The sequence below is a fragment of the Frankia sp. CeTa3Moorea genome, assembly GCF_978021225.1.
In genome coordinates, this window is record NZ_CDXDOR010000074.1 from 1 (window position 1) to 20,200 (window position 20,200).

The following is a 20,200-nucleotide window of genomic DNA, read 5'->3' on the forward strand; positions in this document are numbered from 1 at the left end:
GGTGGATTATGGTCGCCTGCCGCCCGGGGGGCGGGTCGCGGGACCTCGGCGGCGGGCGGGCCGGGCAGCCGGTCGGGGCCGGTTCTGGTCGACCAGGCCGGAGATGGCGGCGCCGACAATGCCCGCCTCGTTCTGGAGCTGCGCGGGGACCACTCGGGTACGCACCTCGAGCTGGTCGAGGTATTTGTCCGCTCTCTTGCTCACCCCACCACCGATGATGATGAGGTCGGGCCAGAGCAGCGCCTCGAGGGTGTTGAGGTACCTGGTCACCCGCTTGGCCCACTTCTCCCAGGAGAGGCCCTCGCGTTCCCGGGCCGCATCGGACGCCCTGGTCTCCGCGTCGTGTCCGGAGATCTCCAGGTGGCCGAGTTCGGTGTTGGGCACGAGCTGGCCGTGGAGGAACAGCGCGGTACCGATCCCGGTTCCGAACGTCGTCACGACGACTAGGCCGGTGGTGTCGCGCCCGGCGCCGAAGGCCATCTCGCCGATGCCCGCCGCGTCCGCGTCGTTCACCACGGTGATGTCCACCGGGCCCGTGGCGGCGGCCGACCCGCTCAGCGCCTCGGCGAACAGGGAGACCACGTCGGTGCCGATCCAGGACGGGGCGATGTTCGCCGCCGTGAGCGCCACCCCGTTCTTGACCACTGCGGGGAGGGTGGCTCCCACCGGTCCCGACCAGCCGAAGCGGCCGACCACCTCCGCCACGGTCGCGGCCACTGCGGCGGGCTCGGCCGGCTGCGGAGTCGCCAGCCGGAACCTGGGCGCGGCCAGCGACCCGTCCTCGACGTTGACCGGAGCGCCCTTGATCCCGCTTCCGCCGACGTCAACCCCGAAGACCTGCATCGCCGAGCCCTCCCCTACCGATGTTCTGGCCCTGCCGGCCCTGCCGGCCCTGCCGGCCCTGCCGCCGGTGCCGCTGCGGTGCCGTGGGCCGAACCGCCGCCCAGCGACCGCGGACGTCCGTCGACCGCACGAGTCGTAGTCTCGCAGGCGATCGGGGCGGCCACGGTCCGACTGCCCACGTCGTGGCCTCTTCGTCCCGATCGCGTCCCGCCGGTGAGCCCGCCGCCGCGTGGCCCGGCTCGGGACGAGCCGCGACTCAGACGAACGGCTCTTACCCTGGAGGAATGAGCCTCACTGACACCCATGGTCGCATCGCGACGGACCTGCGGGTGTCGTTGACGGACCGCTGCAACCTCCGGTGTACCTATTGCATGCCGGCCGAGGGGCTCGCGTGGCTCCCCGGCGAGCGGATGCTGACCGACGACGAGGTAGTCCGGCTGGTCGGCGTCGCGGTTGGACGGCTCGGCGTGACCGAGGTCCGCCTTACCGGCGGTGAGCCCACGCTGCGTCCGGGTCTGGTGGAGCTGGTGGCGCGGCTCGCGGCCCTGCGGCCGCGGCCCGAACTGTCCGTCACCACGAACGGCCTGATCCTGACCCGCCTGGCGGGCCCGCTGCGGGCCGCCGGTCTGGACCGGATCAACGTCTCCCTGGACACGCTGGACGCGGACCGGTTCGTCCGGATCACCCGCCGGGAGCGGCTCGGCGACGTGCTGGCCGGACTGTCCGCCGCCGCCGCGAGCGGGCTCACCCCGGTCAAGGTCAACAGCGTCCTCGCCCGGGGCGTCAACGACGACGAAGCCCCCCGGTTGCTGCGCTGGTGTCTGCGGGAGGGCTACGAGCTGCGATTCATCGAGCAGATGCCGCTGGACGCGCAGCACGCGTGGCGTCGGGACACGATGGTGACGGCCGGCGAGATTCTTGCCTGCCTGCGGGCGGAGTTCACCCTCACGCCGCTGCCAGGCCGCGGCAGTGCGCCCGCCGAGCTGTTCGAGGTGAACGGTGGGCCTGGGCGGGTGGGGGTGATCGCCTCGGTGTCGGCGCCGTTCTGTGCGGCCTGTGACCGGGTCCGGCTGACCGCCGACGGCCAGGTGCGTGACTGTCTGTTCGCCCGGCGGGAGAGCGATCTGCGGACCCCCATGCGTGCCGGCGCGGACGACGAGCGGCTCGCGGCTCTGTGGCGGGCGGCCGTGCGGGGCAAGAAGGCGGGGCACGGCATCGACGAACCGACCTTTCGGCAGCCGGACCGGCCGATGTCCGCGATCGGCGGATGACGGTGGCCCGGTCCGGGTCGCATGCCGGTGCCCCCGCGGGTTGGAGTGCCCTGGTGCTGGCCGGGGGTGGGGCGCGCCGGCTCGGCGGCCGGGACAAGACGGCGGTGCTGGTCGGCGGTTCCACCCTGCTCGACCGGGTGCTGTCCGCGGTGCCGGACGCCGAACGGGTGGTCATCGTCGGTCCCCGGCGCGACCTGGCCGTCGATCCGGTTCCGCCTGGTCGGGTGCGCTGGTGTCGGGAGGATCCGCCCGGCGGGGGACCGGTCGCGGCGATCGCCGCCGGCCTTGTCGAGATCACCACACCGTTCGTCGCCGTCCTCGCCGCCGACCTGCCGTTCCTGACCGGCCGGGAGATCGCGCTGCTGCGCCGCGGGGTCGAGGACCCCGCGGCGCAGGCCGCGCTGCTGGTCGACCCGGACGGCCGCCGGCAGTTTCTGGCCGCGGTGTGGCGGACGGCCTCGCTGTGGGCGGCGCTACCCGCGGATCCGATCGGGCGCCCGGTGCGCGGCCTGTTCGCCGACCGTCCGGTGACCGCGGTCCAGGCGGCCGCCCGGACCTGCCTCGACTGCGACGAACCGGCGGATGTGGCGCGGGCCCGCCGCTGGGCCGCGGTGGGCGAGCGTGGCCCGGCCCGGCACGATGGACCTATGACCTCCGCCGATGACCAGCAGCCTGATCACCAGTCGCGGTCCGAGCATCGGGCTTCGGTGGGCCCGCCGCCCCCGGAGGCCGGACGTCATCGCCCGCCGCCCGCCGCGGCCGTCGGTTCGGGTGCCGGCAACGTCCTGGACAAGAACCTCCTGGAGCGGGACGTCCTGGCGCAGTGGGTGTCGGACGTCTGCGCCGAGCTCGGCCTCGACGCGGCACGGATCGACGTGGGCGCCGTCCTCGATCTCGCGCGCGACGTCGCCCACGGGGTCGCGCGTCCCGCGGCGCCACTCACCGCGTTCCTGGTCGGTCTGGCCGCCGGCCGGAACGCGGGCGGTGCCCACGGTGAGGATGGCGAAGGCGAGGGTGCCGGCGAGGGCGAGGGGGGTACGGATGGTGAGCGGGAGGCCGCGGCGGCGCGCGCGGCGACGTCGGCCGTGCTCGGCCTCCTGGCGCGGGCGGGGACCGGGTCCGCTCAGCCCATCCGGCCCGGACCCGCCTCGTCGAGGTAGCCGCGCATGTCGATCGCCATGGTGTGCACCGCGTCCTGGTCCGGCTCCGCGTACTCCTCGCCACGCGCCGACGCCCGCGCATATCCGAAGGTCAGCCTCGGCAGTACCTGCGTCGGTGTGTCCATCCCGCCCTCCCAGCCAGGTTCGTCCCCGGCGAAGGCGGCAGGTCCGGAGGGCAGGTCGCCGGAGGTGGGGGAGGCCGTCACGACGACCCAGTCGATCACGCCGAGTATGATGATCGCGGCGAGCGCTGGCAGGGCCGCGACCGGGTTCCAGGCGGCCAGCCCCACCAGGACGAACACCGCGACCACCGTCAGTCCGCCGATGAGGTGCCGCCGCGCGGGACGAAGCGCGGGAACCTTACGACCATGCCGATAGTGCGCCATACCGACAGTGTGCCTGGGATGCCGCGTTCGGCCCGACCGTGGCCGCACCGCCCGAGTGCGGCCAGGGTGCCTCACCTGGGATGGTGTTTCACCCGACCCGGGGCCCGACCTGGGGCCCGACCTGGAGGAGGCGTGCGGCATGCCGGGGACGTTGGTTCGACCAGCGGGGGATCGGGGTATGCCGCACAGGCCGATCCGAGGCCGGGCAGCGGCGTCCACCTCGATGTCGGCGTTCGTGTTGCCCAGCAGGCGGATCATGACTTATTGTGACCGCCTTGACTCCTGCGGTCACCGAGTCGGGGTTCGGTGTGCCGGGGCGGCGTCGGGCACCCGGAGCATTCGACAGCGGAGGGTATGTACTTTCTCTCTTTTTAGCGAAGGTTGCGTATGTCGACCCCGTCCTGAGTCACACTTTTCGAAGGAAAGCAAAGGACCATGGCCCGGCGCCGCACCATGTGTTCAACCTCGCGAAGCTGGAGGTTCGCCGTGGAGGCTCGACGTCGGATGACACGTCCGCGCCGAAAGTCCGCCCCTGGCACCCTGCTGATGCTCAGCGTAATCGTCTCGGTGTTCCTCGCCGCCGCTGCCTGCGGCTCGCCGAGTTACGAATACGTAACCAACAAGAAGGACGGCGCGTTTGTGCGCGTCCCGACCGGGTGGAATCACCAGGAGATGCCCGGGCCTGCGCTTTTCGGGATCGACGCCCGCAACGTCAGCCCCGAGATGCTGCGCGGTCTCATGTCGCGGGAATGGGTCGTCGGCATCGACGCGGCCCAGCGGTTCGACAACACCCGGCTCCTCGTGCCGGACGCAACGCAGCCGAAGGGGTTCGTCCAGGTTCGCCACCTGCTCCCGGAGGAGGCCAACGCGGTCTCCACCAACGATCTGCGCAACTTCGTCCTCTCCGTCGACGACGCGGTGGCCGCGCAGGAGCAGGCCGTGCGGCAGAATCCCTATGGTGCGCGGCTGACGCCGAACTTCCTGCTACTCGCGGACGAGGTTGTGCACAAGAAGGACGGTGTGCACGGGGTGCACCTCGTTTACCAGGTGCAGACCCAGGCCGGACTGGTCACTATTGATCAGACGAGCCTGCTCGACAATGGTCAGCGAGTGCTCTACCAGCTGATCCTCGCGTGTTCGTCGCTGTGTTACGCCACGCATGGTCAGCAGATCGGCGATGTCGCCAAGTCCTTCACGATCGAGCCGACGGACCGAGGTCAGTAGCCATGGGCGTGAGAGACCAGGCAGGTGGGACCGCCGACGGCGGGGACCCGAAGCCGAATGCTGCCGGTCCGGCCGGTCCCGGCCCCGGTGGCACGGATACGGAGGCGGAACCGGCGAGCGCGACCGCCGGCAAGCCACGCCGCCGTCCCCTCGCCTTCTGGGACCGGGTGAAGTTCCTGCTCCTGCTCGGGGCGGTCTTCGTCTTCGTCGTGGCGGCCGACGTGTCCGGCAACCCGTTGATGACGTGGGCCGACTCGATCCGCATCCAGGCCAGGAACAGTTGGTGGATCCTGGCCCTGCTGGGCGTGGAACTGGTGCACCAGCTCCACATGTTCCTGGGCGAACGGTGGTCGGGCTACTACGTCTTCTGGACCGATCGGGTCTTCGGGCAGGCCGAGCGTCGGCTCCTGCGGCTCAACGACTGGAACCGGTACCGGGTCAGCCGTGCGCTGAAGTGGATCGTCGGGGCCGCGCTCGTCCTGTTCGTCTACGCCCGCCTGGCCGACACCTCGGTCTTCGACGCGATGGTGAACGCCCCCGGCGCGGTCTGGAAGGCCATCCCGGCGGTTCTGCAGATCGTCCTGCTCATGGTTCTCGTCGTCGGCCAGTTCGTCGTGATGTTCTGGTTCCTGTCCAAGGGCGGCGTCGACGTCTACTTCCCCGAGGACATCACCACCCGTTTCGCCGACGTGTGGGGGCAGGACCACGTCGTCAGCCGGGTGAAGGAGAACGTTTTCTACCTGGAACGGCCGGAGGAGATCGAGAGCCGGGGTGGTCATGTTCCCGGCGGCATCCTGCTCTGGGGGCCGCCGGGCACCGGCAAGACGCTCATCGCCGAGGCGGTCGCGGGAGAGACCGGGAAGCCCTTCGTGTTCGTCGACCCGGGTGCCTTCCAGGCGATGTTCATTGGGGTCGGCATCCTCAAGGTGAAATCGCTGTTCCGCAAGCTGCGCAAGCTCTCCCTGCGTTATGGCGGGGTGATCGTCTTCTTCGACGAGGCCGACACGCTGGGGAGCCGGGGTCAGCTCGCCGGGGGATTCGGCCGCGGGGCCGGAACCGGCGCCCGGTCGTGGTTCGCCCGTTCGGGGTCCCCCGGATCGGTGGGCGAGGCCGCTCCGGGGGACCTGTGCAACGGCCTGTCCTACCTGAGCGGGGCGGCCCGCGCGGAGATCACCCGTGAGCAGTTTGTGGTGGGCGGGGGCGGCGGCGGTGGTTTCGACGGCACCCTGCAGGCGCTGCTCACCGAGATGTCCGGCCTGAAGAAGCCGCGGGGCTTCCTCAACCGGGTGGTGCGCCGGACGTTGGGCATGCGGCCCAAGCCACCGCCCAAGTACCGCATCCTCGTCATGATGGCGACGAACATGCCGCAGTCGCTCGACGAGGCACTGCTGCGCCCCGGCCGCATCGACCGGCAGTACAAGGTGGGCTATCCCAGCAAGGAGGGCCGGATCCGCACCTTCGAGGGCTATCTGTCGAAGGTGTGCCACGAGCTCACGCCGGATCAGATCGACCGGCTGGCCATCATGAGCCCGGAGGCCACCGGGGCGACCATCAAGGACACCGTCAACGAGGCTCTGGTCCAGGCGGTGAAGGACGGCCGGGAGGTCATCACCTGGCAGGACATGCTCCGGGCCAGGGTGATCAAGGAATACGGCCTCGCCGACGACCACGAGCACATCGACCGGGAACGGCACAGCATCGCCCTGCACGAGGCGTGCCACGCCGTCGTCGCCTACCGGATGCAGCGCGGGCGGGTGATCGACCTCGCCACCATCGAACGCCGCGGCGGCGTCGGCGGGTTCGTGGCGCACGTCGCGGTCGAGGACCGCATGTTCATGTGGAAGTCCGAGATCGAGGTGCAGGTGATGGTCTCCCTCGCCTCGCTCGTCGGCGAACGGATGTTCTTCGAGGGGGACAATACCGTCGGTGTCGGCGGCGACCTGCGCAGCGCGACCCTGCTCGTGGCCAACTTCATCTCCTCGGCGGCGATGGGGGAGACTCTGGCCTCGCGCCTGTCCATGCTGGAACAGGAGATGGGTAACGCCTCCATCGACGCCGACCGGCCGTTCGGCGAGCAGGTCGAGGGCAAACTTCGGGAGCTCTACGCCCGTACCGAGAAGGTGCTCGCCGCGAACCGGCGGGAGATTCTGGCCCTCACCCACGCGCTGGAGACCCACAAGACGATCACCGGTGAGGATGTGGAGGCCATTATGGAGGGGCACCTCGGTCCCACCGTCGACGGCCGCCGTTACCACGAGCCCGACTTCCTTGCTGTCGCCGAAAGCTATCACTCCAACGCGGTCCAGGCTCATCGTGGGCAGACCCATGAGCTGCACACACTCCCCGACCTCGGCCGGGCGGCCGTCAGCCCCGCCGAGGCGGCACCCGCGGCCGGATCGGACTGAGCCGACCCGGGTCCGGACGTGTGCCCTTCACGGTCTTGCCCTTCACGGTCTTGGTTCGAAGGGAGCCGAAGGCGTACAACGCCGCGCCGATGGCCGCGCCCGCGGCCAGGAGCAACCCAGCGCGCGCGCCGAAGGCCTGGGCGACCCAGCCGGCGATCGGGCCGCCGACCGGCGTCGTGCCGAGGAACGCGACCGACCACAGCGCCATCACCCGCCCGCGCATCGCCGGGTCGGCCGAGAGCTGGACCGTGGCGTTCCCGGTCGAGATGAAGGCGACGCTCGTCGCGCCCAGCAGCACCATCGTCGCGATCTCGAGCGGCAGCGTCGGCGCGGCGGCGGCGAGCAGCAGGATGACACCGAAGGTCATCGCGGTCAGGCTCAGGGCCCGGGGCCCGATCCGGCGGCGGCGGGCGACCAGCAGGCCGCCGACGACCGCGCCCGCTCCCATGGCCGAGGTCATCAGGCTGTACGTGGCCGCGGTGCCCCCGAAGGTCTCCCGGGCCAGGAGCGGCAGCACGACCTGGAACTCGTAGGACAGCGTGCCGATCACCACCATCATGACCAACGGTACGCGCAGCGCCGGCGTGCGGCGCACGTAGGCGAAGCCGGCCCGCAGCTGCCCCGGCGCCCGGTGTATCGGCGGATGATCGTACAGCGCTGAGATGTCCAGGCGGTGCAGGGCGAACAGGACCGCGCCGAAGGAGGCCGCGTTGATGAGGAAACAGCCGGCGGTGCCCGCGAGCACGATGACGACGCCGGCGATCGCCGGGCCGACGATGCGCGCCGCGTTTATCGCGACCGAGTTCAGGGTGACCGCGTTCGGAAGGTGCTCCGGCCCGACCATCTCCTGGACAAAGCTCTGCCGGGCCGGGTTGTCGACGGCGTTGCACAGGCCGATGAGCGCGGCGGCCACCCCGACCATCCAGAGCTGGGCCGTACCGGTGAGGTCGAGGATGCCCAGAGCCAGCGCGGCGAGCCCGGAACCCACCTGTGTGCAGATCAGCAGGCGGCGCCGGTCCGTCCGGTCGGCGAGCAGACCGCCGTAGGGCCCGAAGAACAGCACCGGCAGGAACTGGGCGGCGGTGACGAGGCCGAGCGCCGTGCCGGAGGCGCCGAGCGAGAGGACCAGCCAGCCGAGGGCGATGGTCTGCATCCATGTCCCGCAGAGCGAAACGATCTGGCCGCCGAGGAAGAGCCGGAAGTTCGGCACCCGCAGGGCGGCGAACGTGCCACCTGCCGCCTTCGATGCCGAACCGGCTACCTTCTCCATCTGCAGGGTCATACGTGCACCTCCAGTGAGGGCAACGCCGGCCGGCAGATCGTTATTTCGCATCAGGTAAACATTTTCCTCCAGGGCGGGTTCTAGTAACAGAGTGGCTCTGATAGCCAGGAGTGGCCCTGGCGATACGGGCGGGGTGTCGGTTGGAGTTCACCGCATCGCGGCCCGCTATGCGAAGCGCCGGCTGCGACCCGAGGTCCGCGGGTTGCAGCCGGCGCGTGGCGGGCGGCTGCCATGGTCGCCGCCCGGTTACCGGGATCTTGTGTTATCGGGATCTTGTGTTATCGGGGATCCGGTGTTACCGGGGATCTTGTGCTACTGGAATCCCAGTACTAACGGGGGGATCCGGATGTTACAGGGGGATGTTGCCGTGCACGTTCTTGTCGGTGCGGGAACGGGTCAGTGCGTCGGCGAGGGCGGAGGCAACCGCGCCCCGGGTGGCGGCGGGGGTGACGACCGCGTCGACGACGCCGAGTTCCACGGCGCGGTCGATGCCACCGACGGTGCGGATGTGCTCCTCGGTCAGCTCCGCCAGGACGCTGGGGCGGCGCTGGGCCGGGACCTCGGCGAGCTTGCGGCGGTGCAGAATGCCGACGGCGGCCTCGGCGCCCATGACGGCGACCTGGGCGGTCGGCCAGGCGTACACGGCGGTCGCGCCCAGGCTGCTGGCGTTCATTGCGATGTACGCGCCGCCGTACGCCTTGCGGGTCACGACGGTGACGCGCGGCACGGTGCATTCGGAGAAGGCGTAGAGCAGCTTCGCTCCCCGCCGGACCACGCCTTCCCATTCCTGGCCCACACCCGGCAGGTAACCGGGCACGTCGACGAGCACGACCAGCGGAACACCGAAGGAGTCGCACATCCGGACGAACCGGGAGGCCTTCTCAGCCGAGGTCGCGTCAAGGCATCCACCACGGCGCAGCGGGTTGTTCGCGACCACCCCGACGGTACGCCCGCCGAGGCGCCCCAGCACCGTCACGATGTTCGGCGCCCACCTCGGGTGCAGCTCGACGGCCTCGCCCTCGTCGTCGAGCACCGCCTTCACGAGCGGACGCACGTCGTAGGCCCGCCGGGGATTGTCGGGCAGCAGTTCCCCGAGCTCGCGTCCGGTGACGGGGCCGATGTCGCGCTGATCGGCCAGCAGCACCGCGACCGCCCGGGTCCGCTCGACGGCCTCGTCCTCGGAGTCGCAGGTCACGTGCACGACGCCGCTGCGCCTGGAGTGCACGTCCGGCCCACCCAGGCTGTCGGCGGTGCATTCCTCACCGGTCACCGAACGCACCACGTCCGGGCCGGTGACGAACACCTTCGCCCCCGGGCCCATGATGACGATGTCGGTCAGGGCCGGCCCGTAGGCGGCCCCACCGGCGGCGGCCCCGAGCACGAGCGAGAGCTGCGGGATCCGGCCGGAGGCCCGCACCGTGGCGGCGAAGATCCGGCCGACTCCGTCAAGCGAGGCGACACCCTCCTGAAGCCGGGCGCCTCCCGAGTGCCAGATCCCGACGACCGGGCAGTTCATCCGGACGGCGGACTCGATGGCATGAACGATGCGGGCACAGCCGTCGCGCCCCATCGCGCCACCCTGTACCGTCGGGTCGGTCGCGAAGGCGACGATTTCGTTCCCGTCGACAAGCCCTTGCCCGGCAACGACTCCGGACGTGTCGCTGACCGCGAATAGCGACAGGGTGTCTGGATCGAAAAACCGGGCGAGCCGAGCCTGAGGCGTGCGGGGGTCGACTCGGTCGATCGTGGACAGACTCACCGTGCGTCTCCTTGCCTGAGCGGCGTCGGACTGCTTCGCAGGAGGTCGATACGCGACCACCTGTGGTATGCGCCGGCTTCCGCTGGGCACTCGGTCCGGCGATCATGACGCTCGCCGGAACGGCGGGCGGTGTCGCGGCGGTGGTGGGTAGCCGGCGCCGCGGCGGGTGACATCGGGTGGTGGTGGTGCGGCGGGTGGTGGTGCGGCGGGTGGTGGTGCGGCTGGTCAGGCGGTGAAGGCCAGGCAGATGTCGTGACCGCCGAACCCGAACGAGTTCGACAGCGCGGCGCCCGAGCCGATTGTCCGGTTGTCGATCCGCACGACGTCGAGCGCGATCTCGTCGTCGAGAGCATCGAGGTTGCGCGTCGCGGGAACCAGGCGTTCCCGCAGCGCCAAGACGCTGAACACGGCCTCGACCGCGCCGGCGGCACCGAGCAGGTGCCCGGTGGTCGACTTGGTCGACGTCACCGCGATCTCGTCAGTGTGGTCGCCGAAGGCGCTGCGCAACGCCAGCGCCTCCGCCGCGTCACCGGCGGGGGTGGACGTGGCGTGGGCGTTGACGTGGACGATGTCACGGGGTTCCAACGAGCCGGACCGCAGCGCCGCCCGGATCGCCCGGGCCGCGCCGGCACCGGTCGGCTCCGGCGCGGCGATGTGGTAGGCGTCCGAGCTGATGCCGGCGCCGGCCAGGGTGCCGTGAACCCGGGCACCGCGGGCGGCCGCGTGCTCGGCCGACTCGAGGATGAGGATCGCCGCGCCCTCGCCGAGCACGAAGCCATCCCGTGCCTTGTCGAACGGACGGGAGGCGGCCTCGGGTGCGTCGTTGCGGCGGGACAGCGCCTGCATCTGCGCGAAGCCGGCCATGGTCAGCGCCGAGATCGCCGCCTCGCTACCGCCGGCGATCACGACGTCGGCGCGCCCGGCCCGGATGATGTCCAGCGCCAGCGCGATGGCCTCCGACCCGGAGGCGCACGCGCTGACTGGGGCGTGCACCCCCGCCTTCGCGCCGAACGCCAGGCCCACGGTGCTGGCCGGGCCGTTCGGCATGAGCATCGGCACCAGGTGCGGGGACACCCGCCGGGGGCCCTTCTCCCGGATCACGTCATGCTGGTGGAGCAGGGTGAGCACGCCCCCGATCCCCGAGGCCACACACGCGGCGAGGCGCTCCTGGTCGACCTCGGGTGAGCCCGCGTCAGCCCACGCCTCACGCGCGGCGGTCAGAGCCAGCTGCTGGCTGCGGTCGAGGGTACGAGCCTCGACTCGACCCAGCGGCGGCTCCACCGCCAGCGGCGCGGCGATCTGGACCGGGAGCTGCTCGACCCAGTCCTCGGTGAGACGCCGGACGCCGGAGCGGCCCGAGAGCAGACCCTCCCACGTCGAGGCGACATCGCCACCGAGGGGAGTGGTAGCCCCGAGGCCGGTGACGACGACCTGCCTGGGGGTCGTGGTCACGCCGCGACACCTGCCCGCTGAATGTAGGAAACCGCGTCACCGACGGTCTTGAGGGTCTTCACGTCGTCGTCCGGGATCTTCACCCCGAACTTCTCCTCCGCGGCGACGACCACCTCGACCATGGACAGCGAGTCCACGTCCAAGTCGTCGATGAAGGTCTTGTCGGCCGTCACGTCGGCCGGGTCGACACCGGCGACCTCTTCGAGGATGACGGCGAGACCGGCGAGGATGTCAGCTTGGGACATGATTGTTCCTCCTGATGGGATGTTGTCGGTCGGTGGCGGGTGGTGCGCGGGGCTGCCGCGTACCAGCGCGGAAGCGCGGGCGCCTGGATCAGGGGCGCGGTCGGGCTGGTGGTCATCGGACGCCTCGCCGCAGTGCGGTGCGGGACGGTCGCGGCGTCGAGGGTTGGTCGAGGGTTGGTCGAGGTTGTCAGGGGCAGCGTACGAGCTGCCCGCAGTAGGTCAGGCCGGCACCGAAGCCGAACAGCAGCACCGGGTCTCCCCGGCGGATCTCGCCGCTTTCCAGCAACCGGCTGAGTCCCAGCGGAATGCTTGCGGCGGAGGTGTTGCCGGCGTCGACCACATCGCGGGCAACGGCGGCGTTCGTGGCGCCGATACCCGTCACCAACGCTTCGACGACCCGCAGGTTAGCCTGGTGCGGAACGATACCCGCGAGGTCCTCGGGTGCCACGCCGGCTTGCTCGCAGATCTGGCGGAGGACCGGGACCAGGGAGATCGCCCAGCGGAACACCGCTTGGCCCTCCATGCGGAAGACGTTGTCGCCGTAGCCGGGGACCTGGATCGTCTCGGGCCGGGACCCATCGTGCCCCCAGACCGCGGGGCCGATCTCGTTCGTCTCCGCCGGGCCGACCACGGCTGCTCCGGCACCGTCGGCGAGCAGGATGCAGGTGCTGCGATCGTCCCAGTCGGTGTAGTCCGACAGCCTTTCGGTGGCCACCACGAGCACGTTGCGCAGGGTGCCGGCGCGCACCATGCCGGCGGCCGTCGACACCGCGTAGCTGAAACCGGCGCAGGCGCCGTTGATGTCGAACGCCCCGGCCCGGCCGGCCCCGATGCGATGGGCGATCTGCGGACCGGCACCCGGGATCTGGGAGGGAGAGGTGCAGGTCGCCCCGATCACCAGATCGATCGAGTCGGCGGTGAGGCCGGCGGCGGCGAGCGCCTTCTCCGCGGCCGCGGCGCCCATCGCGACGATGGTCTCCTCGTCGTCGGCGATGCGCCGGCTGGCGATGCCGGTACGGGCCTGGATCCAGGCGTCGGAGGTATCGACCCGCTGGGCGATCTCGTCGTTGGTCACCACCCGGGCCGGGCGGTAGACGCCGAGGCCGAGCATGCGGGCACCGGTCAGCTCGGTCATGCCCGCGCTCCCACCAGGGCGTCGTCCGTCGTCGAGCCCGGTGGAGTTCCGGGGGCCGAGCCCGCCGGGCTCGCCGGGCTCGCGCTCAGGAGCTGGTCGCCGAGGTACTCGGCGACCAGCTCGCGGGCCGCGGGCAGGTCGTCGGGGCTCTTCACCGCGTGGATCGTGACACCGGGCAGTTCCCGGCGGGCGAGCCCGGCGAGAGCACCGGCCGGGGGGAGTTCGACGACCGCACCGACCCCGAGATCGCGCAGCGTCGCGAGACACAGGTCCCACCGGACCGGCGCCGCGACCTGGGCCACCAGCCGGCTGATCAGCTCGGCCGGGTCGGTGACGATCGCCCCGTCGGCGTTGGACAGCGCGGCGGCCCGCGGCACCCCGGGCCGGATGCCGCCCGCGACCGCGGCCAGCGCGTCGCGCGCGGAGGACATGTGCCGGGTGTGAAAGGCGCCGGCGACGGACAGGGGACGCAGCCGGACACCCGCGGGCGGCTCCGCGGCGAGCCGGGCGAGGTCGTGGGCGGTGCCGGCGGCGACGATCTGCCCGGCACCGTTGCGGTTGGCGGCGGTCAGGCCGAGTTCGCTCAACCGGGCGGCCACCGCCTCGGGATCACCGCCGAGCAGCGCCGTCATGCCGGTCTCGACCCGGGCGGATGCCTCGGCCATCGCGCGTCCCCGCAGGGCCACCAGGACGAGGGCCTCCTCGGCGGTGAGGGTACCGGTGAGGGCTGTGGCGGTGATCTCGCCGACGCTGTGACCGGCCAGCACCAGGGTGTCCGATCCGACTGGGGAGGTGACCGGCAGCCCGAGCTGTTCGGCCGCGATCAGCCCGCTCGCGACGATCAACGGCTGGGCGATCGCCGTATCCCGGATTGTCTCGGCGGGCGCCTCGCACCCGGCTTCGAGCAGGTCGATCCCGGCTGCGGCGGACCACCAGCGCAGCCGTTCCTCCGCCCCCGCGAGACCGCGCCAGGCGCGGAGCTGTCCGGGGGTCTGTGCACCCTGGCCGGGCGCGAGGATCGCGAGCACCTGTTCACTTAACCCCTCACGAGGACTGGTTGTCGCTGGCGGCTACTCACCGATGTGTCGACCGGCTGTTGTAGGTGTCCTACAAACCGATCTGTTTGGATCGGACGTTACTGCGCGACGCCGACATCGGCCTGGAATGGCATGACGGACCTGCAAAGTAGTTCGATGTGACCATTCTCGCGCGGGGGTGAGAGGGGCGTGGGAGGACTTGAACGATCATGTTTTTCCTGTAGGTAACACACCGTCGAGGCGTCCCAGAACGAGCGCAATATGCAGGATGAAGCGTTCGCGGTGGTCCGCCGGATCCAGCCCGCACACCTCGGCGGCCTTACGGAGTCGGTAGCGGACCGTGTTGGTGTGGAGATACAGCGCCCGGGCCGTCGCCTCCAGCGACGAGCCGAAGTCGAGATAGGCCCCGGCGGTCTCCAGTAGCGGGGTACCGGCGTCGCGCAGCGGGACGTACACCTCGTCGATGAGCGCCCGCCGGGCGTCAACGTTCCCCGCGAGGGCGAGTTCCGGGAGCAGGGCGCGGGCCATGACCGGCCGGGGCGCGGCCGGCCAGGCGGTGACCACGTCCGTGGCGGCGAGGGCGACCCGCGCCGCGTGCGGTGCCCCGGTCAGGTCACCGACCACCGGGCCGATCACCACCGGGCCCGGCCCGCAGGCGGGAAGCAGTGCCCGGGCCGCGTCGAGGACGGTGTTCACCGGCGCGGTGCCGCCGGCCGGGCGGGTACCCGCGGTGGGGGGAGGTTCGACGCTGTTCTCCGGCTGGAGGGTCATCTCGGGACGGCCGATGCCGTCCCTGCCGGCAGTGAAATTCCCGCCGACCACCATCACCAGGCGATCATGGTGGACCCCGGCGAGAACCTCCAGTTGGGCCATGCGGGCGAGCCGGTGCGCCTCGTCGACCACCACCTCCGGCGAGTTGCTCCCGGCCGTGCCGACGATGACGGTGACGGACGGCGGGTTACGCCAGCCCACCGCGGCCGCCCGTGACGGCAGTGCCCGGTCGACCTCGCCCCGGACCACGTGGTCGACGACCAGCGCCTCCAGCCGGGCGTCCCAGGCACCGCGTTCCTCGGCGGCGCGGGCGTAGACGACCGCGCCGGCGAACGCGATGTCACGGGAGTAGCGCAGGACATCGGCGAGCAGCCGTTGCTCGTGCTCCGGGCCGGCCAGGTTCGGCACCTCGGCCTCGATCGCCTCCACCGCGACCCGGACCAGATCGACGAGCCGGCGGAAGGTCACGGCGCGGACGAGTTCCCGCGGGGCGACCCGGAAGACGTCCTCGGACAGATCCCGGGCGTGTTCGGGCCGCCGGCACCACTCCACGAACGACGAGATGCCGGCCTGCACCACGAGCTGAATTCCGGCGCGGTGACTCGCCGACATGGCCGGGAACCAGGGCAGCGCCTCCGCCATCCGGGCCGCCGCCCGGGAGGCGAGCATCCCGCTCGACCGTTCCACCCGGCGGATCACCTCGCTGGTGCTTTCTCCGCCGGGTGTGCTCCCGGTCGATGCGGGTCGGGCTTGGTCGCCGTCGGGTCTGGGGCTGGCCCCGCCGGCCGACCACGGGTTGCCCAGATCAGGGATACGCGGCTCCGGGTAGTCGACGGCTTGCTCCGGCACCGGCCCGGTTTCGGGGCTCGGCTCGGTCTCGGATGTCGGTGTGGGGACGGGGGGTGTCCCCGGTTCAAGGCGGGCTGTCCCGGTCGCTGCGTCCGAGGAGAAATCCGAGGAGGAATCCGAGGAGGAGGCTGCCACGCCCGTCAGCATGCCTCAGCCGTCCCGCACCCCTGTGTATTGCTGGTCCCGGCACGTCGCTGGTCTCGGCGCATTGCCGGTCCCGGCATGTCGCTGGTCTCGGCGCATTGCCGGTCCCGGCAGGTGGCTCCGATGGGTGGTTCGGGATACCCCGGTCGCTCGGGCCTGGTCCCGGGCGTGGAATTCACCGAACGGGGGATGGTGCCGAGGCGGGAAAGGCCACAGGAGCGGGAGCAGGGCGGGAGCGGAGGCGATGCGGGATGCTGCGGGTATGCGCGAGGTGAGCATTCGTGGAGACGGGATACGGCTGGGGCAGTTCCTCAAGCTCGCGGATGTGGTCGAGGCCGGGTCCGAGGTGAAGGAGCTGCTCGCGGGCGGGATGGTGCGGGTCAACGGGGAGGTCGAGACCCGGCGGGGCCGGCAGCTCGCGCCGGGGGACGAGGTTGCCGTGGCCGGCGAGGCACTCCGGGTCCTATGAGCCATCGCCACGACTCCGCCGGTCACCGGGCGTCTGCCGGTCACCGGGCGTCAGAGCCGGTCGGAGTAGGTGTCCGCCCAGCCGTGGACCTTCGCCACGTAGGCCCTGGTCTCCTGGAAGTCGGGGATGCCCCCGGCGGTTCGCACGGCGCCCGGGCCGGCGTTGTAGGCGGCCAGGATCAGCGAGACCCGGTCGCCGGGTAGATACCCGACCTCCTGGGCGAGCCGGGCCTCGTAGAAGGCCGCGGACGGGATGGCGTCGAGCGGGTCGAGTGGGTCGGTGATCCCGTCGTGGTTGCCGTCGATCCCGAATTCGGCCCAGGTGGTGGGGAGGAACTGCATGATGCCCCGGGCGCCGGCGCGCGAGACCGCCTGCGCGTCGAACTTGCTCTCCACCCGGGCCTGCGCCGCGAGCTGCGCGGCGGTCAGGACACCGTAGGTCGCCGCCGCGGACCGGAAGACCGGGACCAGGTCGTCGGGCACGTCGAGGTGGGGGTACCGCAGTACGCCACAGCCGCTCATCAGGGTGATGACGATGAACGCGGCCAGGGTAGAACGTGCGGGCGCCCCATTGATCATCCGCACATTGTCCGTCCCCGGGATCGGGGGTGTCCCGTTGCCCACGTCGTCATGCCACGTCCCGAGGGTCTTCGTCCACGCGAAGCTATCCAACCAGGGCCGTGCGCAGGGACCGCAGGTCGGTCTCGGTGAGACCGGTGTGCCGAGCCCAGGCCGCGGGACCGCCCCAACCGGTGTCGACACCGGCCAGAAAGCCCCGCATGACCTCGGGCCGGCAGGCCAGCTGGCCCGAGGTGAGCGAGGTCACCGAGTGGTTATAGGACGGTCGGTCGGCCAGGCGGGCGTTGACCCGGTCGATGCGCTCGTTTGTCTGGACGTAGTCGGTGATGATCGCCTCGGGGTGCACGCCGACGAGACTGAGGAGCAGAGCAGCGAGCACGCCGGTACGGTCCTTTCCCGCCGCGCAGTGGAACAGGGCCGGGCCCGCCGTCGGCTGGGCCAGCAGGTGCAGCGCCCTGGCCACCGAGTCCCCGGCCAGGCGCAGGTAGTCCAGGTAGTGCTCGATTCGGTCGGCTGAGTCGCGGTCCTTGACGATGGCAGGGTAGCGCGGGTCGTCCGGCATCACCCATTCACCGGGGAGAAAGGACAGATTGTGGTAAGCGACCGGTTCGTAGGCGAGCGGCCCGCGGCCCTCCCGCTCCGCCTCCTCCTTGGCCCGTAGGTCGATGACCATGCGTAGCCCGAATGTCTCCCGCAGCGTGAGCACGTCACCGCCCGTCAGGGCCTGGACGGAGTCGGTGCGCAGGAATACCCCCCATCGGGTGGTTGCACCGTCCAGGGTAGGCAGCCCACCCAGATCTCGCGCGTTGTCGCAACCCGACATGTTGAACCATCGCTCCACACGCTGATCGTAGAGCCCGAGGTGGTGCCGCCGGGCCCGTTGGGCGCAGCCGGGTCAGGGGTGCAGCCGGGTCAGGGGTGCGGATCAGCCACACGGTGGGGCGTCCCGCTGACTGGGCGGAGGGCTGGCGAGCCTCGCCGTCGTGTGTGCCCCACCCGACTCGGGTGCGGCGTGCTCGGGTGCGGCGTGCTCGGGTGCGATGTGGATCGGCCGGGCGGGCACCCCGGCGACGACCTGCGCGGCCCGGATGTCGTCGGTGACGACGGACCCGGCTCCCACAACCGCTCCGTCGCCGATGCTGCGCAGGCCGACGATGCTCGCCTGCGCGCCGATCCACGCCCGCGCGCCGACGGCCACCGCACCGGAGAGCCGGGCCCCCGGCGCGACCGTGACGTAGTCGCCCAGGCGGCAGTCGTGCGCCACGCTGGCGCCGATGTTCACCACTACGTGCCGACCGGTTTCGACGTTGGTGGTGATGCTGGCGAGAGCACAGACGACGGTACCCGGCCCGAGCTTCACGTCACCTCCGACGCTGGCCCGGGGGTGGACGAGGGTCGCGGGTCGCCGGCCGCGGGCGCTGGCGTACCGGTCGACGCGGGACCGGGTGGCCGCGTCGGCGAAGCCGATCAGGTAGTCGGCGTCGAGCCGATCGAGCAGGTCGAGTCCACCGAGGAGCGCGGCTCCGCGCCGGGCGAGTGGATCCGGGTCCACGCGGTCGTCATCGACGAAGCCGAGGACGTCGTAGCGGGGACCCTCGGTGGCCGCGTTGACCGCCTCCACCAGATCGAGCAGTTCCCGGCCGTGCCCTCCCGCGCCCACGATGACCAGCGAGCGCAGGTGAGCGGGCACGCGGCGACCGTAGCCCCCGATCTAGACGAGTTCAATCTGACACTCAGAGTAGTCGATTGGACCTTCTGGATGGCGTGGTGTCGCTCTTCGTGAAGAGATGACTGGCGCAGGCGGCCGATCATACTACTATTCGTATCATCATAATCTCGAAGGGTGATGAATGGTGAAGGTAGTCGTGACGGGTGGGGCCGGCTTCATCGGGGCCCACCTGACCAGAGCGCTCCTCGCGGCGGGCGCGGAGGTCGTCGTGATCGACGATCTGAGCACCGGGGCGCTGTCGAATCTCGCCGGGCTGCCGGCCGAGCTCGTCGTCGGCAGCGTGACCGACCGGACGCTGGTCGAACAGGCGTGCACCGGAGCGTCGAGCATCGTGCACCTGGCTGCCCGGCCGTCGGTCGAACGGTCGTTGCTCGACCCGATGGCCACCCACGCGGTGAACGCGACCGGCACCCTGACGGTGCTCGGCGTCGCCCACCGGGCCGAGACGCACGTCGTCGTCGTGTCCTCCTCATCGGTCTATGGTGATCAATCGGCCGCTGGTGCTCAGCCGGCGGCCGGTGTTCAACCGGCGGCCGATGACCGGTCGGCCGCCGATGGCGCGGGCCCGCTGCCGCGGTCGGCGGGCACCCCGTGCCTTCCGCGCAGTCCCTTCGCGGCCTCGAAGCTCGCCGCCGAGGGATATGCGCTGTCCTACCAGGCCAGTTTCGGTCTGCCGGTGCTCACGGTCAGACTGTTCGACGTGTTCGGCCCGTACCAGTCCGCCGGGCACGCGTACGCGGCCGTGGTGCCGACCTTTATCGAGGCTGCGTTGGCCGGCCGGCCGCTGACGGTGCACGGGGACGGCCGGCAGACGCGCGATTTCATCCCCGTCGAGCTGGTCACCGGGATGCTGTGCGATGCGGTGTGCCGCCGGCTGACCCATCCACACCCGGTCGACATCGGGTCCGGGACCCGTACCGACCTGCTCGCCCTGATCGCCCGGCTGGAGGGGATTCTCGGCCGGCGGCTGGTCGTCGAGCACGCCGCGCCCCGGCCCGGGGAGATCCGGGACTCCCCGGCGGACACGACGACGATGCGTTCGCTGTTCCCGGACGCGCCCGGGGCGGATCTCACCACCGCGTTGACGGCAACCGTGGCCTGGTACGCCGACCGGCTGGGGGCGGACCGGGCACCGGCCCCAGCCGTCCTCCCGTGACGGCTGGGGCCCGTGCACCGGCGAGTGCGGCCCCCGTGCGGGGCGGCAGTGACGGCACGCGGTGACGGCACGCGGTGACGGCACGCCGTGATGTGGATCGCTGTAACGATCCGCTTGTCATCGTCGGCACTCACGACTTTTTGACCTTCCCGAACAGGTTACCGGGCCGGGTGCGGTCGACGGTTGGACGCCGTGGGCTGGATGGGAATCCGCCCGGTCACGTCCGCGGCGGCCAGGGGTCCGCCTGCGGTCGCGGCCCCGTCCACGGGTCGGTCCGTACCGTCCCCGGGCCGGTCCGCGCCGGC

Annotated in this window: 18 protein-coding genes; 6 read left to right on the forward strand and 12 right to left on the reverse strand. The window is 71.3% G+C overall.

The window, feature by feature from the left end:
• Positions 1–6: 6 nt before the first annotated feature.
• Positions 7–843 (reverse strand): polyphosphate--glucose phosphotransferase, encoded by an 837-nt coding sequence (gene ppgK / locus AC08OV_RS14310; protein ID WP_476619774.1) that lies wholly within the window; start codon positions 841–843, stop codon positions 7–9.
• Between the two features lie 284 nt (positions 844–1,127).
• Here ppgK and moaA point away from each other — a divergent pair, with 284 nt between their 5' ends.
• Both moaA and AC08OV_RS14320 read left to right on the forward strand, forming a co-directional pair.
• On the forward strand, positions 1,128–2,114 hold the full coding sequence (gene moaA, locus AC08OV_RS14315) for a GTP 3',8-cyclase MoaA (RefSeq protein WP_476619775.1): 987 nt from the start codon (positions 1,128–1,130) through the stop codon (positions 2,112–2,114).
• Complete coding sequence (locus AC08OV_RS14320; protein WP_476614931.1) at positions 2,111–3,274, forward strand: NTP transferase domain-containing protein; 1,164 nt, start codon at positions 2,111–2,113, stop codon at positions 3,272–3,274. The genes moaA and AC08OV_RS14320 overlap by 4 nt, the downstream gene beginning before the upstream one ends.
• On the opposite strand, the gene AC08OV_RS14325 is transcribed toward AC08OV_RS14320, so the two are convergent.
• On the reverse strand, positions 3,238–3,660 hold the full coding sequence (locus tag AC08OV_RS14325) for a hypothetical protein (protein ID WP_476614930.1): 423 nt from the start codon (positions 3,658–3,660) through the stop codon (positions 3,238–3,240). The genes AC08OV_RS14320 and AC08OV_RS14325 overlap by 37 nt on opposite strands.
• A gap of 504 nt (positions 3,661–4,164) precedes the next feature.
• Here AC08OV_RS14325 and AC08OV_RS14330 point away from each other — a divergent pair.
• Together AC08OV_RS14330 and AC08OV_RS14335 are read left to right on the forward strand one after the other, a co-directional pair.
• Positions 4,165–4,884 carry a hypothetical protein gene (locus tag AC08OV_RS14330; protein WP_476614929.1) on the forward strand — a complete coding sequence of 240 codons (720 nt, stop codon included), beginning with the start codon at positions 4,165–4,167 and terminating at the stop codon, positions 4,882–4,884.
• A gap of 2 nt (positions 4,885–4,886) precedes the next feature.
• The gene (locus AC08OV_RS14335) at positions 4,887–7,289 is read left to right on the forward strand and encodes an AAA family ATPase (RefSeq protein WP_476614928.1); all 2,403 of its coding nucleotides are present in this window, start codon (positions 4,887–4,889) and stop codon (positions 7,287–7,289) included.
• Here the strand turns inward: AC08OV_RS14335 and AC08OV_RS14340 are convergent.
• From AC08OV_RS14340 to AC08OV_RS14370, 7 genes are all read right to left on the reverse strand, one after another.
• The gene (locus AC08OV_RS14340) at positions 7,249–8,571 is read right to left on the reverse strand and encodes an MFS transporter (RefSeq protein ID WP_476614927.1); all 1,323 of its coding nucleotides are present in this window, start codon (positions 8,569–8,571) and stop codon (positions 7,249–7,251) included. The genes AC08OV_RS14335 and AC08OV_RS14340 overlap by 41 nt on opposite strands.
• A 349-nt stretch (positions 8,572–8,920) precedes the next feature.
• On the reverse strand, positions 8,921–10,330 hold the full coding sequence (locus AC08OV_RS14345; RefSeq protein WP_476614926.1) for an acyl-CoA carboxylase subunit beta: 1,410 nt from the start codon (positions 10,328–10,330) through the stop codon (positions 8,921–8,923).
• Positions 10,331–10,555: 225 nt separating this feature from the next.
• Positions 10,556–11,782, reverse strand: coding sequence for a beta-ketoacyl-ACP synthase II (gene fabF, locus AC08OV_RS14350; protein ID WP_476619776.1), 1,227 nt, complete (start codon positions 11,780–11,782; stop codon positions 10,556–10,558).
• Positions 11,779–12,027, reverse strand: coding sequence for an acyl carrier protein (locus AC08OV_RS14355; RefSeq protein ID WP_011437861.1), 249 nt, complete (start codon positions 12,025–12,027; stop codon positions 11,779–11,781). Before AC08OV_RS14355 ends, fabF begins: the two co-directional genes overlap by 4 nt.
• 187 nt (positions 12,028–12,214) lie before the next feature.
• Positions 12,215–13,162, reverse strand: a complete 948-nt coding sequence (locus AC08OV_RS14360) for a beta-ketoacyl-ACP synthase 3 (RefSeq protein ID WP_476592807.1) — start codon at positions 13,160–13,162, stop codon at positions 12,215–12,217.
• Complete coding sequence (locus AC08OV_RS14365; RefSeq protein ID WP_476614054.1) at positions 13,159–14,190, reverse strand: ACP S-malonyltransferase; 1,032 nt, start codon at positions 14,188–14,190, stop codon at positions 13,159–13,161. The genes AC08OV_RS14360 and AC08OV_RS14365 overlap by 4 nt, the downstream gene beginning before the upstream one ends.
• Before the next feature lie 216 nt (positions 14,191–14,406).
• Positions 14,407–15,966: a PucR family transcriptional regulator gene (locus AC08OV_RS14370; RefSeq protein ID WP_476614053.1), complete on the reverse strand. Its 1,560-nt coding sequence runs from the start codon at positions 15,964–15,966 to the stop codon at positions 14,407–14,409.
• Positions 15,967–16,225: 259 nt separating this feature from the next.
• On the opposite strand from AC08OV_RS14370, the gene AC08OV_RS14375 reads away from it, so the two are divergent.
• Entirely contained in the window at positions 16,226–16,432 is a 207-nt protein-coding gene (locus AC08OV_RS14375) for an RNA-binding S4 domain-containing protein (protein WP_173645788.1), read from the forward strand.
• Positions 16,433–16,482: 50 nt separating this feature from the next.
• Here the strand turns inward: AC08OV_RS14375 and AC08OV_RS14380 are convergent, their stop codons facing one another.
• From AC08OV_RS14380 to AC08OV_RS14390, 3 genes are all read right to left on the reverse strand, one after another.
• Positions 16,483–17,010, reverse strand: coding sequence for a lytic transglycosylase domain-containing protein (locus tag AC08OV_RS14380; protein WP_476614052.1), 528 nt, complete (start codon positions 17,008–17,010; stop codon positions 16,483–16,485).
• Positions 17,011–17,095: 85 nt separating this feature from the next.
• Positions 17,096–17,851, reverse strand: coding sequence for a tyrosine-protein phosphatase (locus tag AC08OV_RS14385; protein WP_476614051.1), 756 nt, complete (start codon positions 17,849–17,851; stop codon positions 17,096–17,098).
• A gap of 84 nt (positions 17,852–17,935) precedes the next feature.
• Positions 17,936–18,700 carry a NeuD/PglB/VioB family sugar acetyltransferase gene (locus tag AC08OV_RS14390; protein WP_476614050.1) on the reverse strand — a complete coding sequence of 255 codons (765 nt, stop codon included), beginning with the start codon at positions 18,698–18,700 and terminating at the stop codon, positions 17,936–17,938.
• Between the two features lie 160 nt (positions 18,701–18,860).
• Between AC08OV_RS14390 and AC08OV_RS14395 the strand changes: the two genes are divergently transcribed.
• Positions 18,861–19,895, forward strand: a complete 1,035-nt coding sequence (locus AC08OV_RS14395) for an NAD-dependent epimerase/dehydratase family protein (protein WP_476614049.1) — start codon at positions 18,861–18,863, stop codon at positions 19,893–19,895.
• Positions 19,896–20,200 lie beyond the last annotated feature (305 nt).

Excerpts from the sequence above, each read along its gene's own strand:
- AC08OV_RS14325 (WP_476614930.1), bottom strand. The coding sequence starts at position 3,660 with ATGGCGCACTATCGGCATGGTCGTAAGGTTCCCGCGCTTCGTCCCGCG.
- AC08OV_RS14380 (WP_476614052.1), bottom strand. The coding sequence starts at position 17,010 with ATGATCAATGGGGCGCCCGCACGTTCTACCCTGGCCGCGTTCATCGTC.
- ppgK (WP_476619774.1), bottom strand. The coding sequence starts at position 843 with ATGCAGGTCTTCGGGGTTGACGTCGGCGGAAGCGGGATCAAGGGCGCT.
- AC08OV_RS14335 (WP_476614928.1), top strand. The coding sequence starts at position 4,887 with ATGGGCGTGAGAGACCAGGCAGGTGGGACCGCCGACGGCGGGGACCCG.
- AC08OV_RS14395 (WP_476614049.1), top strand. The coding sequence starts at position 18,861 with ATGGTGAAGGTAGTCGTGACGGGTGGGGCCGGCTTCATCGGGGCCCAC.
- AC08OV_RS14340 (WP_476614927.1), bottom strand. The coding sequence starts at position 8,571 with ATGACCCTGCAGATGGAGAAGGTAGCCGGTTCGGCATCGAAGGCGGCA.
- AC08OV_RS14320 (WP_476614931.1), top strand. The coding sequence starts at position 2,111 with ATGACGGTGGCCCGGTCCGGGTCGCATGCCGGTGCCCCCGCGGGTTGG.
- AC08OV_RS14375 (WP_173645788.1), top strand. The coding sequence starts at position 16,226 with ATGCGCGAGGTGAGCATTCGTGGAGACGGGATACGGCTGGGGCAGTTC.
- AC08OV_RS14370 (WP_476614053.1), bottom strand. The coding sequence starts at position 15,966 with ATGCTGACGGGCGTGGCAGCCTCCTCCTCGGATTCCTCCTCGGATTTC.
- AC08OV_RS14360 (WP_476592807.1), bottom strand. The coding sequence starts at position 13,162 with ATGACCGAGCTGACCGGTGCCCGCATGCTCGGCCTCGGCGTCTACCGC.
- moaA (WP_476619775.1), top strand. The coding sequence starts at position 1,128 with ATGAGCCTCACTGACACCCATGGTCGCATCGCGACGGACCTGCGGGTG.
- AC08OV_RS14330 (WP_476614929.1), top strand. The coding sequence starts at position 4,165 with ATGACACGTCCGCGCCGAAAGTCCGCCCCTGGCACCCTGCTGATGCTC.
- AC08OV_RS14355 (WP_011437861.1), bottom strand. The coding sequence starts at position 12,027 with ATGTCCCAAGCTGACATCCTCGCCGGTCTCGCCGTCATCCTCGAAGAG.